Source organism: Nonomuraea sp. NPDC001831 (assembly GCF_042892035.1).
In the GTDB taxonomy this organism is placed as follows: Bacteria; Actinomycetota; Actinomycetes; order Streptosporangiales; family Streptosporangiaceae; genus Nonomuraea.
Map to the genome: position 1 here is coordinate 856,145 of NZ_JBIATU010000001.1, position 14,070 is coordinate 870,214.

Genomic DNA, 14,070 nt, shown 5'->3' on the forward strand with positions numbered 1-14,070 from the left:
TAGAACGTCCGGAATACGCCCTACCGTGTGGCGTCATGACCGACTACCGGGAAGACCTCCAGGTCCAGGACGTGAGCGTGCGGCGGGGCACGTTCACCCGGGTACGCCTGTTCGACGTCCGCGTGCGCGCGGCCGACCTGTCCGGCGTGCGGCTGCGCGGCGCCGAGCTCGTCGACGTCGAGATCAGCGGCGAGCTGCGGAACGTCGTGGTGAACGGCGTGGACATCGCGCCCCTCGTCGAGGCCGAGCTGAACCGCCGCATGCCCGAACGCGCCCGGATGCGCCCCGACGACCCCGAGGGGTTCGGCGAGGCGTGGGCGATCCTCGACCGCCTGTGGGCGGGCACCCTCGCCCGCGCCGCGACGTTCCCCGAGGCGGCGCTGCACCAGAACGTCGACGGCGAATGGTCCCTTCGTCCAGACGTTGCGGCACCTCAACTTCGCCTCGGCCGCCTGGGTCGGCCGGATGATCCTGGGCGACCCCTTGCCATGGCACCCGCTCGACCTGCCGTGGGACGAGGCGCCCGGCTGGGACGGCATCCCGTGGGACCGCGCGGCCCGGCCGCCGCTGGCGGAGGTGCTCGCCGTCCGCCGCGACCGCCGGGCGATGGTCGGCCGGGTCGTCGCCTCGCTCACCCCCGAACTGCTCGCCTCACACGTCACCCGTGAGGAGCCCGGCTGGCCGCGGCTGGCCGGCTTCCCCCTCAACGAGTGCCTGCACATCGTCCTGCACGAGGAATGGGAACACCGGCTCTACGCGGAACGCGACCTGAACGCACTGGAGAAAGAAGACTGACATGGACATCCTGCTCATCGGCGGCCTGTGGCTCGACCCGTCCGCCTGGGACGAGGTGACGCCCGCGATCGAGGCGCTCGGCCACCGTCCCGTGCCGGTCGCCCTGCCCGGCCAGGGGGACGGGAACACCGCCGCCACGCTCGCCGACCAGGTGGCGGCGGTGCTGGCCGCCGTGGACGCGGCCGACGGCAGGCCCCTGGTGGCCGGCCATTCCGCGGCCTGCACGCTGGCCTGGCTGGCCGCCGACGCGCGGCCGGACAAGGTGGCCAAGGTCGCCTTCATCGGCGGTTTCCCCGCCGCCGACGGCGCCCTCTACGCCGATTTCTTCGAGGCCGCGGACGGCGTCGTGCCGTTCCCGGGATGGGAGCCGTTCGAGGGGCCGGACTCGGCCGACCTCGACGAGGAGGCCAGGCGGAGGTTCGCCGCCGCCGCGGTCCCCGTCCCCGAGGGGGTGGCCAAGGGCGTGGTGCGGCTGACGGACGAGCGGCGGTTCGGGGTGCCGGCCGTCGTCGTGTGCCCCGAGTTCAGCCCCGCGCAGGCCCGGGAGTGGATCGACGGCGGCGACGTCAAGGAGCTGGCCCGGGTCGAGCACCTCGACCTCGTCGACCTCGACTCCGGGCACTGGCCCATGTTCACCGAGCCGGTCGAGCTGGCCCGCCTCCTGGCCGCCGCGGCCGACGGGACGCCGGACGGCTTGGCGACAAGGTAACCCTTCGTGTCCGAGAGCTTGACCCCGGGATGACGGGTCCGGACGCGTCCGGTTCGTAGCCTTGTGCAATGGCAAGGCTGACATGGACGGCCAAGTCGGTCCTGGTCACCGCGCTCGTTCTGGCCGGCGGGGCCGCCGCCGCGGCCGGGGCCGTGTTCCTGAGCATGAGCAGCGAGGACGGCGCCGCCCCCGAGCCGGTCGTCGCGTGGCTGCACGCCTCGGGCTCGACCGCGCAGAAGGGCGCCATGGACGCCTGGACCGGCGAGTTCGAGCGCGTCCACCCCGAACTGCGCGTCGTCTACGAGGCCAACGGCTCAGACCGCGGCATCGAGGACTTCATCGCCGCACGCAGCGCGTTCGTCGGCTCGGACGTGCCGATGACCCCCGAGGAGCAGACGCGGGCCGACCGGCGCTGCGGCGGCCGGGCCGAGCACCTGCCGATGGTCGTCTCCCCGGTCGCGGTGGCCTACAACCTGACCTCCGTGCCCGGCCTGCGGCTCTCCCCGGCGACCCTGACCGGCATCTTCACCGGGCGTCTCACCAGGTGGGACGCCCGCGAGATCGCCGCCGACAACCCCGGCCACCGCCTGCCGGCCACCCGCATCCACGTCTTCCACCGCTCCGGCCAGTCCGGCACCACCCAGAACCTCACCGAGTTCCTGCGGGCGACCGGCGGCTGGCCGCACCAGCCGTCCAGGACGTGGACCGGCGCCGGCCAGGGCGTCACCAGTTCCAGCGGCATGACCCAGGTCCTCCAGCACACCAGGGACTCCATCGGCTACGTCGAGTACGGCTTCGCCGGCAGCGCCCGCCTGAGCACCGCGGACGTGCGCAACCCCGCCGGGGAGTTCGTGGCGCTGTCGCCGGAGAGCGCCGGCAGGGCCCTGCAGGGCGCCACGGTCGAGAGCGGCGAGCGCGGGCTGGTGCTGACGTTCGACCACCGGCGGCCGGTCCCCGGCGCCTACCCGATCGTGCAGGTCACGTACGAGATCATCTGCGCGGGCCGGGCGGATCCGCTGGTGCGCGCCTTCCTCGGCTACGCCGCCGGCGACGCCGGCCAGTCCTACCTGGCCCTGTACGGCTACGCCCCCCTGCCGCACGACCTGCTCGCCCAGGTACGCGGCCGCCTGGGAGCCACGAGCTGAACGGCCCGCCGGATTTCCCGGAACAGCGGCCGCCGGCAGGATTAGCCGGCCGCATCCGGTGAAGAGAGGACGCCATGAACGCGAACATCCGGTCGCGGGCCGCATGACCGGTCCAGGCGACGAGCAGCCCGTGGTCCTCGCCCCCCTGGCGGCCGCGGAGCACAGCGAACTGCTCGACACCACTCCCGGGTTGTGGGTGGACGACGGCGACGACGACGATCCGGTGCTGATGCGCGCCGACGGCCGGCCGGTGGACACCTGGCGGCAGCACTACCCCTACGACGAGCGCCTGTCCAGGGAGATCTACGAGCGGGACAAGCGGCTGCTGCAGATCGAGCTGCTCAAGCTGCAGTACTGGATCAAGGCCACCGGCCGCCGGCTGGTGGTGTTGTTCGAGGGGCGCGACGCGGCCGGCAAGGGCGGCACGATCAAGCGCTTCATGGAGCACCTCAACCCGCGCGGGGCCACGGTGGTCGCGCTGGAGAAGCCGAGCGAGCGCGAGCGCGGCCAGTGGTACTTCCAGCGCTACATCGCCCACCTGCCGGCCAACGGGGAGATCGTGCTGTTCGACCGCTCCTGGTACAACCGGGCGGGGGTCGAGCGGGTCATGGGCTTCTGCGACGTGCACGAGTACCTGGAGTTCATGGAGCAGGTGCCGCGCCTGGAGGACCTGCTGGTGGACTCGGGGCTGCACCTGGTCAAGCTCTGGTTCTCGGTCTCGCGGGCCGAGCAGCGCACCCGGTTCATCATCCGCCAGGTGGACCCGGTGCGGCAGTGGAAGTTGTCGTCGATGGACCTGGCGTCCCTCCGCAAATGGGACGACTACACCCAGGCCAAGGAGGACATGTTCCTGCACACCGACACCGAGTCGGCGCCCTGGACCGTCATCAAGAGCAACGACAAGAAACGCGCCCGGCTGGAGGCCATGCGCCACGTGCTCAGCCTCTTCGACTACGACGACAAGGACGACGAGGTCGTCGGCGTGCCCGACCCGCGGATCGTGATCTCGGCGGGGGACATCTTCGACGAGGACCACGTCGCCTCCCAGGGCGCCGACCCGTGACCGTCCGGCGCCGGCCGGCCGCCGGTGGTCGGCCGGCCGGTGGTCAGGGGGCCGGTGGTCAGGGGGCCCTCGCCGCCCCCTGACCGGCCCGTCGTCAGGCGGGCAGGACGTTCTGGGGGTACTCGCCCTCGTAGTTGCCCGGGTTCTCGAAGACGAACACGATGTAGGTCTCGAACCCGTCGGGGCCCTGGCCGGCGACGCGGGCCGCGCCGACCCTCCTGGTGTCCTTCCAGACGAGCTGGCTGAAGTGCCCGGTCCTGGCCGGGTCGCCCGGCGGGTTCGCCCAGTTGTAATCGGCGATCTCGTTGTACCAGGCGGTCACGGCGTCGCCGGCGGTCTTCGGCGTGGAGCCGGAGGACATGCCCCAGAAGATGTTCTCGCCGGTGGTGTCGCGCAGGCCGTCGTGGCCGGCCGACAGCTTGGCGTACTCCGAGCGCGAGGACGCGCGCTCCTTGGCGTACTCGACGAGCCTGGCGTCCATCTCCATGGGGGGCGCGTGGTGCTTGGCGCGGTAGGCGTTGGCCTCGTTCAGTGCTTCGGCCAGGAAGCTGTCGCTGGTCGCGTCCGGAAGGGCGGGACGGGTTCCGGCCATCTCGATCACCTCGTCGTGAACGGGAGAAGTGGGGACCACCGAAGCCTGCGCCCGGGTGGGTCGCCGGTCAACGTCCGGATGCGGCCAGCGGGCGCCGGCGAAAGGGCCGGATGAATTCCTGCCGTTGATTCTGAAATCAATTCCGGCGTGCTAGATTCGGGAGGATTAAATGCTCGGGTAAGCATGAATTCCTGCTCATTGGAGAATGATGAGATCGCTGGTCGTCGAGCGTATTGAGATATTCGTCGTGGAATTGCCGTCCATCCGTTCGTTCAGCATTTCAGGGGGAAACGTCACCACCGAGGGGAAGCCCGCCGAGCGGGTTCTCGTCAAGGTGACGGCCGGCGGGGTGACCGGCTGGGGCGAGGCCACGCCGACGCCCGCCTGGACGTACGAGACCGTGGAGTCGATCTCGACGACGATCGCCGGCTACCTGGCCCCCGCCCTCCTCGGCCGCCCCGCCTGGGACCTGGACGGCGCCTGCGCGGCCTACGAGAAGGTGATCAACCGCGGGCTGACGATCGGGTCGCCCATCGCCAAGTCCGCGCTCGACATCGCCCTGCACGACCTGCTCGGCCGGGCCCTCGGGGTGCCCGTCGGCGTGCTGTGGGGCCAGCGCCGCCTCGACCGGATCACGCTCGGCTGGATCGTGGCCGGTCAGACGCCCGGCGAGGTGCGGCAGGCGGTCGAGGAGGGGCGGGCGGAGGGCTACCGCGCGTTCAAGGTCAAGGTCGGCCTGCACGACGAGGCGACGGACCTGTCCGTCGTCGCGGCCGTCAGGGAGGCGGCCCCCGGCGCCCCGCTGTGGGTCGACGCCAACCAGGCCTACACCGTGGACGGCGCGCTGCGCATGGCCCGCCGGCTGGCCGACCTGGACGTCACGGCGTTCGAGCAGCCGCTGCCCGCCAACGACGTCACCGGGCTGCGCCGCCTGCGCGACCACAGCCCGCTCCCGGTCGCGCTCGACGAGAGCCTGCGCCACCCCTCCGACCTGGCCACGTTCGTCAAGCTCGACGCCGTCGACATCGCCATCGCCAAGGTGCAGCGGTCGGGCGGGCTGACCTTGTCGCGCCGGCTGTGCCAGCTCGCCGAGGACGCCGGGCTGCGTATCATGGGCTCGGGGCTGACGGACACCGACCTGGGGTTCGCCGCCTCGCTGCACCTGTTCGCGGCGTTCGGCGTGGACACCCCGGTCGACCTCAACGGCCGCCAGTTCGTGCGCTCGGCGTACGTCGGCGGCCCGACGGTGGAGGTCTCGGACGGGACGGCCCTGGTGCCCACCGGCCCCGGCCTCGGCGTCGAGGTGGACGAGAACGCCGTCCGCGCCCTGTCCACGGCCCACTGGACCGTCTGACGAACGAAAACCGGGGGCCGGGACGCGCGTCCCGGCCGCTGCGCACAAAGCGGCTCGACAACAGCTTCATCGTCACCACCGGCGCGTGCCGGCTCCCGCAGGGAAAACAGGGCCAAAATTATCAATATTACAAGGCGCCGTAATAACCTTCGGGCGTCCAGGAGCTAGCGCAGCCAGTCGTCCAGGTGGGCGGCCACGAACTCGTCGTCCACCAGCCACGGATAGGCCGCGCTCACCCGCGCGATCTCCGCGGCCTGCCCGGGCGACAGGCCCTCGTCCGGGTCCAGGCACCACGTCCCGGCCAGCAGGCCCTGGCGGCGCAGCACCTCGTGCACCCCGGCGATGCAGCCGCGGAACCCGCCCGCCACGTCGAACACCGCGCCGTTGGCGTCGGTGAGGTCGCCGGCGCGGGCCAGCAGGGAACGCAGGACCTCGTCGTCGCCCGCCCAGGCCCGGCGCACCTCGTCGAACATGAGCACCGCCGCCCGCGTCCACACCGCCCACTGGCCGAGCAGCCCGCCGACGATCCGGCGGCCCGCGACGGGGGAGAGCAGGTCGGCCAGGATGTTGTCGTCGTTGCCGGTGTAGAGCGCGAGGTCGTCGCCGCGCCCGGACGCCGCCACCGCCCTGACCACGTCGAGCGTGCGATACCGGTCGAAGGGCGCCATCTTGATCGCCACCACCGACTCCTGCTCGCTCAGCGACCGCCAGAACGACGGGCCGAGCCGGCGTCCGCCCACCGCCTCCTGGAGGTAGAAGCCGATCACCGGCAGCACCTCGCCCACCGCCGAGGCCCGCGCCAGCAGCTCCGGCTCGCCCGCGCCGGGCACCTGGGGCGACAGCAGCACCGCGTGGTAGCCCAGCGACGCGGCCAGCTCCGCCTCCGCCACGGCCTGGGCGGTGTCGCCGCACGCGCCCGCGACCATGACGAACGGCCGCTCCGCCTCCTTCGCCACGACCTCGGCGGCCAGCTCCAGCACCGGCCGCAGCAGGCCCGCCCGGCGGATCTCGAACTGCGTCGTGTGCACCGCCACGGCCGCGCCGCCCGCCCCCGAGGCCAGGTAGTAGCGGGTGAGCGCGCGCTGGCGGCGCTCGTCCAGAGTGCGCCCGGCGGTCAGCGCCAGCGGGTGGGCGGGGATGACCGTCCCCTCCCGCAGCAGGTCGATCGACATCTCAGAACCTCCCGTCGCGTACCGCGAACTTGGTCGGCCTGCCCGACAGGGGCAGCCCGCGCGACAGCCAGCCGGCCTGCCAGGCGATCAGGGTGTCCAGCGGCACGTCCGGGTAGCCGAACAGGCCGTGGCAGCGCGAGGCGTCGCTGAGCAGCGCGGTGCCGCTCTCGGCGCCGGTGAAGGACGCCTTCGTCCCCATCGCGGCGGCCAGCCGGGCCGCCGTGCGCCGCACCGAGGCGGTCTCCGGGCCGGTCAGGTTCAGGGTGAACGCCTCCGGGGCGCGCGCGTGGCGCAACGACCGCAGCGCGACCTCGTTGGCGTACCCCTGCCAGACGACGTTGACGTGCCCGGTGGTGAGGTCGACCGGCTCGCCCGCCGCCACGGTGGCCGCGAGGTCGGCCAGCACGCCGTAGCGCAGGTCCACCGCGTAGTTCAGGCGCAGGATCGCGACCCTGGTGCCGTACGCCGCGGCGGCGTGCTCGAAGACGCGTTCCCGGCCCAGGCAGCTCATCGCGTACTCGCCCACCGGGTCCGGCCGGTCCTCCTCGGCGCTGCCGCCGCCGGCCACGTCCACCAGCGGGTACACGTTGCCGGTGGAGAACACCGCGATCGCGGAGTCGCGGTAGCGCCTGGCCACGGCGGCCGGCAGCGCCGCGTTGACCGCCCACGCCTGGTACGGCGCCGCCGACGTGCCGAACTTGGCGCCCGCCATGAACACGACGTTGGCCGCGTCGGGCAGCCCGGCCAGGTCGCCGCCGGACATCAGATCGGCGGCGACCACCTCGACGCCCTCGTCGGCCAGCGCCCGCGCGGCCCGGCCGTCCGACCAGCGGGACACGGCGTACACGCGGGCCGAGCCGCGGCCCGCCGCCTCCAGGGCCCGCCGGGCCAGCCGGACCAGGCTCGGCCCCATCTTGCCGCCCGCGCCGAGCACGACGAGGTCGCCGTCGAGCCCGGCGACGTCGGCGGCCAGCGCGGCCGACGGGGTGGCCAGCCGGTCCTCCAGCTCCTGCTCAGAGGTGAACATGTGCGGCTCCTTCGGGTCGCCGGAAGGCCATGCCCATCCGGTCCGGCAGGGGGAGGTGATCGGCCGGCCGCCGGGTGAAGCCGAGCAAGTCGTCCCGACGCACCGGGGCGGTCAGGGGGGTCACCGTCCCAGCACCGTTCGGAAGGCGGCCAGGGCCTCGCCGACGGGCGCCGCGTCGGGGTACCAGGCGCGCTCCCACTCCAGCGCCAGGAAGCCCGCGTAGCCGATCCGGTCCAGCTCGGCCAGCACGTCCGGCACGCCCACCGCGCCCTTGCCCGGCAGCACCGGCGCGAGGTCGGCGGGCGAGGCGGCGTCCTTGATCTGCACGTGCCGCAGGTAGGGGGCCAGCGCGTCCGCGGTGGCCGCGGCGCTCTCACCGGCCCGCCACGGGTTGACCACGTCCCACAGCGCGCCGACGCGCGGCGAGCCGACCCCGGCCAGCACGCCGGCCACCGCCTGGCCGGTCAGGAACACGTCGTGCGTCTCCAGCAGCACGTCCACGCCGTTGTCCGGCAGCCGGCCGGCCACGTCCGCGAGCCTCCGAGTCGCGGCGGCGGCCGGGTCGTCCTGCCCTTCGACGCCGCCGAAGACCCGCACGTACGGCGAGCCGAGCGCTTCGGCGATCTCGACGTGGCGCAGCACCTCGGCCACCGGGTCGCCGTCCGGCCGGGCCACGCGGGTGTAGGAGCACACGGCGACGATGCCGATCCCGGCGGCGGCGAACGTCCGGGCGATCGAGCGCAGCTCGGCGTCGGGGGTGTCCGGCGCGACGAGCTCACCTTCGGCGCAGCGCAGCTCGACGGCGGCGCAGCCGTACCGGGCGGCGGTGGCGACGACCTCCGCGGCCGGTGCGCCCGGCATGCCGAGCGTGCTGAACGCGAGCGGGTTCATGACTGTCCCTTCACTGTGACGGTGGAACCCCGGCGGGCGGACTCGTAGACGGCCAGGGCGACGTCGAGGACCGACAGGGCGTACTCGGCGGTGACCTCGGGGGCGGTGCGGCCGGCGCAGGCGCGCGCGAAGTCGGTGAGCTGCGCGGCGAACGCGGTGGCCATCTCGCCGATGCCGGGCGCGGCGACCTGCGTGGCGACGCCGCCGCGGAAGGACCAGACGCCCTCGCCGCGGCTGATGCGCAGCGCGCCTTCGCCGCACACGATCTCGGCCTCGTCGGTGAACGGCAGGCCGGTGCCGGTGACCGAGAGCGTCGACCGGGTGCCGTCGGCGTGCCGGGCCAGGGCGACCGCCTCGGTCTCCACCGACCCGCCGGCGGGCCCGGCGACGTGCGCGGTGACCTCCGCGATCGGCGAGCCGACCAGCATCTGGAGCTTGTCGATGCTGTGCGTGCCGACGTTGAGCACGATGCCGCCGCCGGCCATGTCGGCGTCGAGGAACCAGCGGGGACGCGTGGGGTCGGCGTAGTCGGCGGTGCGCCGCTCGGCGGCCACCACGACCTGGCCGAGCTCGCCCGAGGCGAGGAACCCGGCCGCCGCGCGCAGCATCGGGACGAAGCGCAGCACGTGCCCGACGGCGAACACGACGCCGGCCGCCCGGCACGCCTCGATCATGCGGACGGCGTCCTCGCGGGTGGTGGCGATCGGCTTCTCCACGAGCACGTGCAGCCCGGCCGCGGCGGCGTCGAGGGTGATCGGGGCGTGCAGCGCGTGCGGCACGGTGATCACGACCGCGTCGAGGCCGCCGGCGTCGAGCATCGCCCGGTGGTCGGTGAAGACCCGCGCGCCGGCCTCGGCGGCCAGCTTCTCGGCCGCCTCGGCCCGGACGTCGCACACCGCGGCGACCTTCACCTGCCCGGCGCTCTGGCGGGCGGCGGCCACGTGGAACTCCGCGATGGTGCCCGCGCCGATGACGCCCAGGCGCAGCCCGGATGTTGTGGTCACGTTTTCCTTTCCGGATCGGACATGGGCTCTGGTCAGCCCTTGAGACCCGCGGACATGGTTCCGCGGACGAAGTAACGCTGGGCCAGCACGAACACCACCAGCATCGGCAGCAGGCTCATCATCGCCGCGGCCGTCACGAGCTGGTCGTTGCCGACGAACTGCCCCTTCAGGCTCAGCACGCCGACCGGCAGCGTGTAGTTCTCCGGCGAGGTGAGGTAGATCGTGGGCTCCAGCACGGCCTTCCAGGAGGTGGTGAAGGTGAAGACCGCGAGCGTGGCCAGGGCGGGCTTGGCCAGCGGCAGGTGGATGCGCCAGAACACCTGCCAGGGATTGGCGCCGTCGAGGCCGGCCGCCTCCTCGAAGTCCTTGGGGATGCCGAGGAACGTCTGCCGCATCAGGAAGATCCCGATCGGCGTGGCCAGCCAGTACGGCACGATGAGCGGCAGCATCGAGTCCAGCCAGCCCAGCGAGCGGAACAGCAGGAAGTTCGGGACGATCGTGATGACGGTCGGCAACATCATCGTGCCCAGCGCCATCGTCAGCAGCGCCTGTTTGCCCGGCAGCCGCATCCTGGCCAGGGAGTGCCCGACCATGGCGCTGGTCAGCACGTTCCCGGCCACCGCGAGCACCGCGATCACCAGGCTGTTGGCCAGGTAGAGCCCGAACGGCGTGCGCCGCCACACCTCGGCGTAGTTGTCCCACTGGACCGGGTCGGGGATCCACGCGGGCGGCACCTGGATGTACTGGGCGAAGCTCTTGAGCGAGTTGCCCAGCGCCGCGGCGAACGGCAGCAACATGACCGCCGCCCCCGCCAGCACCAGCACGTACGAGACGGTCTTACGCATAGTGCACCCACCTGCGCTGGAGCCGGAACTGCACCAGGGTCAGCGCGAGCACCAGCACGAACAGCACCCACGCCACGGCCGAGGCGTAGCCCATCTGGAAGAACTGGAAACCCTGCCGGTAGAGGTAGAGCACGGTCAGCTCGCTCGCGCCGTGCGGCCCGCCGTCGGTCATCACGAAGACCTGCTCGAACGACTGCAGCGTCTCGATGGAGGTGAGCACCAGCACCAGGAACGTGGTGCCGGAGATGCCCGGCAGGGTGATGTAGCGGAACCGGTTCCAGGCCGACGCGCCGTCGATCCTGGCGGCCTCGTAGCGCTCCTCGGGGATGGCCTGCAGGCCCGCCAGGAAGAGCACCGTCATGTAGCCGACGCCCTTCCAGACCGCGACCGCCGCCAGCGTGGGGATCACCAGCGCGGGATCCTGCAACCAGTTCTCGGCCGACAGCCCGAGGAAGCCGAGCACCTGGTTGGCGATGCCGGTTTGCGGGTTGAAGACGGCGTCGGCCACGTAGGCGACGACCACCCATGAGGAGACGACCGGCACGAAGTAGGCCGCGCGGAACAGCGCCATGCCGCGCAGCCGCTGGTTGAGCGCGACCGCCAGGGCCAGCGCCAGGGCCGTCTGGGTGGGCACGAACAGCACCGCGAAGTACGCCGTGTTGCCGAGCGTGCGCCAGAACGTCGGGTCCTCGAAGAGGCGGGTGAAGTTGCCGAACCCGACGAACCGCGGCGCGGACATCAGGTCGTACTCGGTCATGCTGAAGAACAGGGAGGCCAGCAGCGGCCAGGCGGCCAGCGCGACCAGGTGCAGGAGGTAGGGCGAGGCGAACGCGAAGGCCCAGGCCCGCTCGCCGGTGCGCCGCCGCCGGGCGGGCGGCCGCGGCTCGGCGGCCACCTGCCCGGAGCGCCTGGTGAGCACCGTCACTGCGTCTTCCCGGCGTAGAAGCGGTCGATGACCTCCTGGGCCTCCTTCTGCCCGGTCTGCAGCGCGGTGGCGACCGGCGTGGCGCCCGACAGGGCCTCGTTCATGCGCTTGGCCAGGGCCTCGGTGTACTCCGACCACACGGCGTTGGTGCCGAGGTCGGTGGCCGCGTCGAGCGACTCCAGGAAGACCGGGCCGCGGTCGGCGGGCAGGGCCGTGGCGGCGACCTTCTTGTTGATCGGGATCGCCTCGCCCAGCTCGGCCCACTTGCGCTGCGGGCCCTCGCCGGAGAAGAACGTGATCCACTTCCACGCCGCGTCGGCCTGGGCGGGGGAGGCGCCCTTGCCGACCACCCACGAGTTGACGATCGCGACGTTGCCGCGCCCGGCCGGGCCCTTCGGCAGCGGCGCCACGCCGAAGTCGACGCCCGCGCTCACCGCGGGCAGCGTCCGGGCGTAGATGCCGTACGACATGGCGACCCGGCCGGTCGCGAACAGCGTGTGCACGACGCCCTTGCCCATGGCCTCGGTGGTCACGTAGTCGGGGGCGAAGCCGTCCTTGCCCATGGCGCGCAACATCCAGTCGAGCGCGGCCGTGGACTGCGGGCTGTCGACGACGACCTTGCGGCCCCCGTCGGTGACGACGTCGCCGCCGAAGGCCTTGACGATGGGCCACCAGCTCTCGGTGAACCCCGGCGAGTACGCGCGGAATCCGTAGGTGTCGGGCTTGCCGTCGCCGTTGGCGTCCTTGGTGAGCTTCCTGGCCGCGGCGGCCAGGTCGTCGTACGTCCATTCGGCCGTGGGCTCGGCGACCTTGGCCTCGGCGAACAGCTTCTTGTTGTAGAAGAGCACCGGGGTCTGGGCGCCCTGGGGGAAGCCGAAGACCCGGCCCTGGGCGTCGCGGTTCAGCTCGATGCCGGAGAAGTCGGCGGCGTTGACGGTCTTGACCCGGTCGCTCAGGTCGGCGAGCGCGCCGCGGGCGGCGAACTCCTGCACGAGCACGCCGTCCGACAGCCACACCTGGGGCGCCTGGCCGCCGGCGATCTGCGTCCTGAGCCGCTCGAAGAACTTGACGTACGGCGCGACCTCCAGCTGCACCTTGATCGACGGGTTGGCGGCCGTGAACTCCTTGACGAGCTCCCGCATGGTCGTGTCGGCCGGGTCGCCCGCGGCGGCGTAGAAGCCGAGCTTCAGGGTGACCGCCCCGGAGTCGTCGGCCGGGCCGCCGCACGACGCCGTGCCGGCCACGGTGAGGACGGCCGCCGCGGCAGCGGCGAGCACGCGCACTCTCATTGGGTCCTCCAACAGGAACGAAGAGGGGGAAGGGGGGTGAGGGGGACGCCGCCGTCACGTCGGGACGCGGACCTCGACCAGGCTGCCGGAGGCGGCTCCGCAGGAGGCGCGGACGGCCAGGCGGGGCTGCAGCACGACCCGGCAGACCGGGGCGGCGGGGCCGAGCTCGATCCGCCGCAGCAGCAGTTCGGTCGCCATGCGGCCGACCTCGGCCTTGGGCGGCGAGACCGCGGTGAGCGGCACCTCCGACAGGTCGGCGACCTCGTCGTCGTAGGCGACGACGGCGATGTCGTCGGGCACGGTCAGGCCGACCCGGCGCAGGTAGGGCAGCAGCGCGGTGGCCTCGCGGTCGCCGAGGCACACCACCGCGCGCACCTTCTCGGCGACCAGCGCGTTGGCGTAGGCCAGCATGTCGGGGCCGGTCCAGACGGGCTGCCTGGCCACGGCCTCCGGGATCTCCGGAAGCCCGAGGTCGGCGACGGCCTGGCGGTATCCCGCGAAGACCTGCTCGGAGCTGGCGGTGCCGATCCGGCCGAGGTAGCCGATCCGGCCGCGGCCGAGCCCGCTCAGGTGCTGCACCGCCGCGTAGCCGCCGCCGTGCACGTCGGTGCAGACGTAGGAGGTCGGGTCGGCCGGGCGGGGGTCGGCCGGGCGGCGTTCCACCAGGACGTACGGCACGGGCAGCCCGCGCAGGCGGGCCAGGTGGGCGTCGGGGTCGGCGGCGAGGTGCAGGTTGGGCACCAGCAGCAGACCGGCCACGCCGACGTCGACGAGCTGCTGGATCTGCCCGGCCTCGACGTCGGGGTCGTAGTTGGAGCAGGCCAGCACGAGCTGCACGCCGGCGGCGGTGGCCGCCCGCTCGATGCCCTGGACGACCTGCGGGAAGTAGTAGGTGGTCGACGGGACGAGCGCGCCGATGAGACGCGGCCTGGCCCCCGGGCTGACGGAGCTGGTCACGAAGGTGCCCGACCCCTGCCGGCGCCGGACGAGCCCCTCCTCGACGAGGAGGTCGACCGCGCGGCGCACGGTGTTGACCCCGACCGAGTAGGTCTGCGCCAGCTCGGACTCGGTCGGCAGCCGGCCGCCGACCGGCCAGCGGCCCTGCACGATCTCCTGCCGCAGGCGCGCCGCGAGGGTGCGGAATCGCCTTCCCCTGGGGAGGGAATTCATTCCTTCAGGTGGCTCCATAACGAGATTCTTCTCGTCATTCCAAAGTAATGTCAACCCTAAATTCACTCCGTTATTCGCGACATATTAGG

General features: G+C 72.7%; 15 protein-coding genes. 5 read left to right on the forward strand and 10 right to left on the reverse strand.

Annotation, left to right across the window (positions count from 1 at the left end; all coding sequences use genetic code 11):
- Window positions 1–20: 20 nt before the first annotated feature.
- Window positions 21–386 carry a hypothetical protein gene (locus tag ACFYYW_RS03665; protein WP_387644666.1) on the reverse strand — a complete coding sequence of 122 codons (366 nt, stop codon included), beginning with the start codon at window positions 384–386 and terminating at the stop codon, window positions 21–23.
- Window positions 387–423: 37 nt separating this feature from the next.
- Here ACFYYW_RS03665 and ACFYYW_RS03670 point away from each other — a divergent pair, with 37 nt between their 5' ends.
- From ACFYYW_RS03670 to ppk2, 4 genes are all read left to right on the forward strand, one after another.
- The gene (locus tag ACFYYW_RS03670) at window positions 424–795 is read left to right on the forward strand and encodes a DinB family protein (RefSeq protein ID WP_387644669.1); all 372 of its coding nucleotides are present in this window, start codon (window positions 424–426) and stop codon (window positions 793–795) included.
- Window position 796: 1 nt separating this feature from the next.
- On the forward strand, window positions 797–1,504 hold the full coding sequence (locus ACFYYW_RS03675) for an alpha/beta fold hydrolase (protein WP_387644671.1): 708 nt from the start codon (window positions 797–799) through the stop codon (window positions 1,502–1,504).
- 68 nt (window positions 1,505–1,572) lie between these two features.
- Window positions 1,573–2,649, forward strand: a complete 1,077-nt coding sequence (pstS, locus tag ACFYYW_RS03680; protein ID WP_387644673.1) for a phosphate ABC transporter substrate-binding protein PstS — start codon at window positions 1,573–1,575, stop codon at window positions 2,647–2,649.
- Between the two features lie 103 nt (window positions 2,650–2,752).
- Entirely contained in the window at window positions 2,753–3,712 is a 960-nt protein-coding gene (gene ppk2, locus ACFYYW_RS03685; protein WP_387644675.1) for a polyphosphate kinase 2, read from the forward strand.
- 94 nt (window positions 3,713–3,806) lie between these two features.
- Here the strand turns inward: ppk2 and ACFYYW_RS03690 are convergent, their stop codons facing one another.
- The gene (locus tag ACFYYW_RS03690; RefSeq protein WP_387644678.1) at window positions 3,807–4,304 is read right to left on the reverse strand and encodes a CAP family protein; all 498 of its coding nucleotides are present in this window, start codon (window positions 4,302–4,304) and stop codon (window positions 3,807–3,809) included.
- Between the two features lie 247 nt (window positions 4,305–4,551).
- On the opposite strand from ACFYYW_RS03690, the gene ACFYYW_RS03695 reads away from it, so the two are divergent.
- Window positions 4,552–5,658, forward strand: coding sequence for a dipeptide epimerase (locus ACFYYW_RS03695; protein WP_364413222.1), 1,107 nt, complete (start codon window positions 4,552–4,554; stop codon window positions 5,656–5,658).
- Between the two features lie 164 nt (window positions 5,659–5,822).
- Here ACFYYW_RS03695 and ACFYYW_RS03700 read toward each other — a convergent pair whose 3' ends face one another.
- From ACFYYW_RS03700 to ACFYYW_RS03735, 8 genes are all read right to left on the reverse strand, one after another.
- On the reverse strand, window positions 5,823–6,830 hold the full coding sequence (locus ACFYYW_RS03700; RefSeq protein ID WP_387644682.1) for a dihydrodipicolinate synthase family protein: 1,008 nt from the start codon (window positions 6,828–6,830) through the stop codon (window positions 5,823–5,825).
- A 1-nt stretch (window position 6,831) separates the two neighbouring features.
- Window positions 6,832–7,857 (reverse strand): NAD-dependent epimerase/dehydratase family protein, encoded by a 1,026-nt coding sequence (locus tag ACFYYW_RS03705; protein WP_387644685.1) that lies wholly within the window; start codon window positions 7,855–7,857, stop codon window positions 6,832–6,834.
- Window positions 7,858–7,977: 120 nt separating this feature from the next.
- The gene (locus tag ACFYYW_RS03710; protein WP_387644688.1) at window positions 7,978–8,748 is read right to left on the reverse strand and encodes a sugar phosphate isomerase/epimerase family protein; all 771 of its coding nucleotides are present in this window, start codon (window positions 8,746–8,748) and stop codon (window positions 7,978–7,980) included.
- Entirely contained in the window at window positions 8,745–9,752 is a 1,008-nt protein-coding gene (locus ACFYYW_RS03715) for a Gfo/Idh/MocA family protein (RefSeq protein ID WP_387644691.1), read from the reverse strand. The genes ACFYYW_RS03710 and ACFYYW_RS03715 overlap by 4 nt, the downstream gene beginning before the upstream one ends.
- A gap of 32 nt (window positions 9,753–9,784) precedes the next feature.
- The gene (locus ACFYYW_RS03720; protein ID WP_352328343.1) at window positions 9,785–10,597 is read right to left on the reverse strand and encodes a carbohydrate ABC transporter permease; all 813 of its coding nucleotides are present in this window, start codon (window positions 10,595–10,597) and stop codon (window positions 9,785–9,787) included.
- A complete protein-coding gene (locus ACFYYW_RS03725) occupies window positions 10,590–11,522 on the reverse strand; it encodes a carbohydrate ABC transporter permease (RefSeq protein ID WP_387644695.1) in 933 nt (310 codons plus the stop codon). The genes ACFYYW_RS03720 and ACFYYW_RS03725 overlap by 8 nt, the downstream gene beginning before the upstream one ends.
- Entirely contained in the window at window positions 11,519–12,811 is a 1,293-nt protein-coding gene (locus ACFYYW_RS03730; protein WP_364413228.1) for an extracellular solute-binding protein, read from the reverse strand. Before ACFYYW_RS03730 ends, ACFYYW_RS03725 begins: the two co-directional genes overlap by 4 nt.
- Window positions 12,812–12,865: 54 nt before the next feature.
- A complete protein-coding gene (locus tag ACFYYW_RS03735; protein ID WP_387644698.1) occupies window positions 12,866–13,981 on the reverse strand; it encodes a GntR family transcriptional regulator in 1,116 nt (371 codons plus the stop codon).
- Between the last annotated feature and the right edge of the window lie 89 nt (window positions 13,982–14,070).

Bases quoted from the DNA above. Each gene is read 5' to 3' on its own strand.
- ACFYYW_RS03690 (WP_387644678.1), bottom strand. From the start codon at position 4,304: ATGGCCGGAACCCGTCCCGCCCTTCCGGACGCGACCAGCGACAGCTTC.
- ACFYYW_RS03675 (WP_387644671.1), top strand. From the start codon at position 797: ATGGACATCCTGCTCATCGGCGGCCTGTGGCTCGACCCGTCCGCCTGG.
- ACFYYW_RS03710 (WP_387644688.1), bottom strand. From the start codon at position 8,748: ATGAACCCGCTCGCGTTCAGCACGCTCGGCATGCCGGGCGCACCGGCC.
- ppk2 (WP_387644675.1), top strand. From the start codon at position 2,753: ATGACCGGTCCAGGCGACGAGCAGCCCGTGGTCCTCGCCCCCCTGGCG.
- ACFYYW_RS03700 (WP_387644682.1), bottom strand. From the start codon at position 6,830: ATGTCGATCGACCTGCTGCGGGAGGGGACGGTCATCCCCGCCCACCCG.
- ACFYYW_RS03735 (WP_387644698.1), bottom strand. From the start codon at position 13,981: ATGAATTCCCTCCCCAGGGGAAGGCGATTCCGCACCCTCGCGGCGCGC.
- ACFYYW_RS03705 (WP_387644685.1), bottom strand. From the start codon at position 7,857: ATGTTCACCTCTGAGCAGGAGCTGGAGGACCGGCTGGCCACCCCGTCG.
- ACFYYW_RS03720 (WP_352328343.1), bottom strand. From the start codon at position 10,597: ATGCGTAAGACCGTCTCGTACGTGCTGGTGCTGGCGGGGGCGGCGGTC.
- ACFYYW_RS03730 (WP_364413228.1), bottom strand. From the start codon at position 12,811: ATGAGAGTGCGCGTGCTCGCCGCTGCCGCGGCGGCCGTCCTCACCGTG.
- pstS (WP_387644673.1), top strand. From the start codon at position 1,573: ATGGCAAGGCTGACATGGACGGCCAAGTCGGTCCTGGTCACCGCGCTC.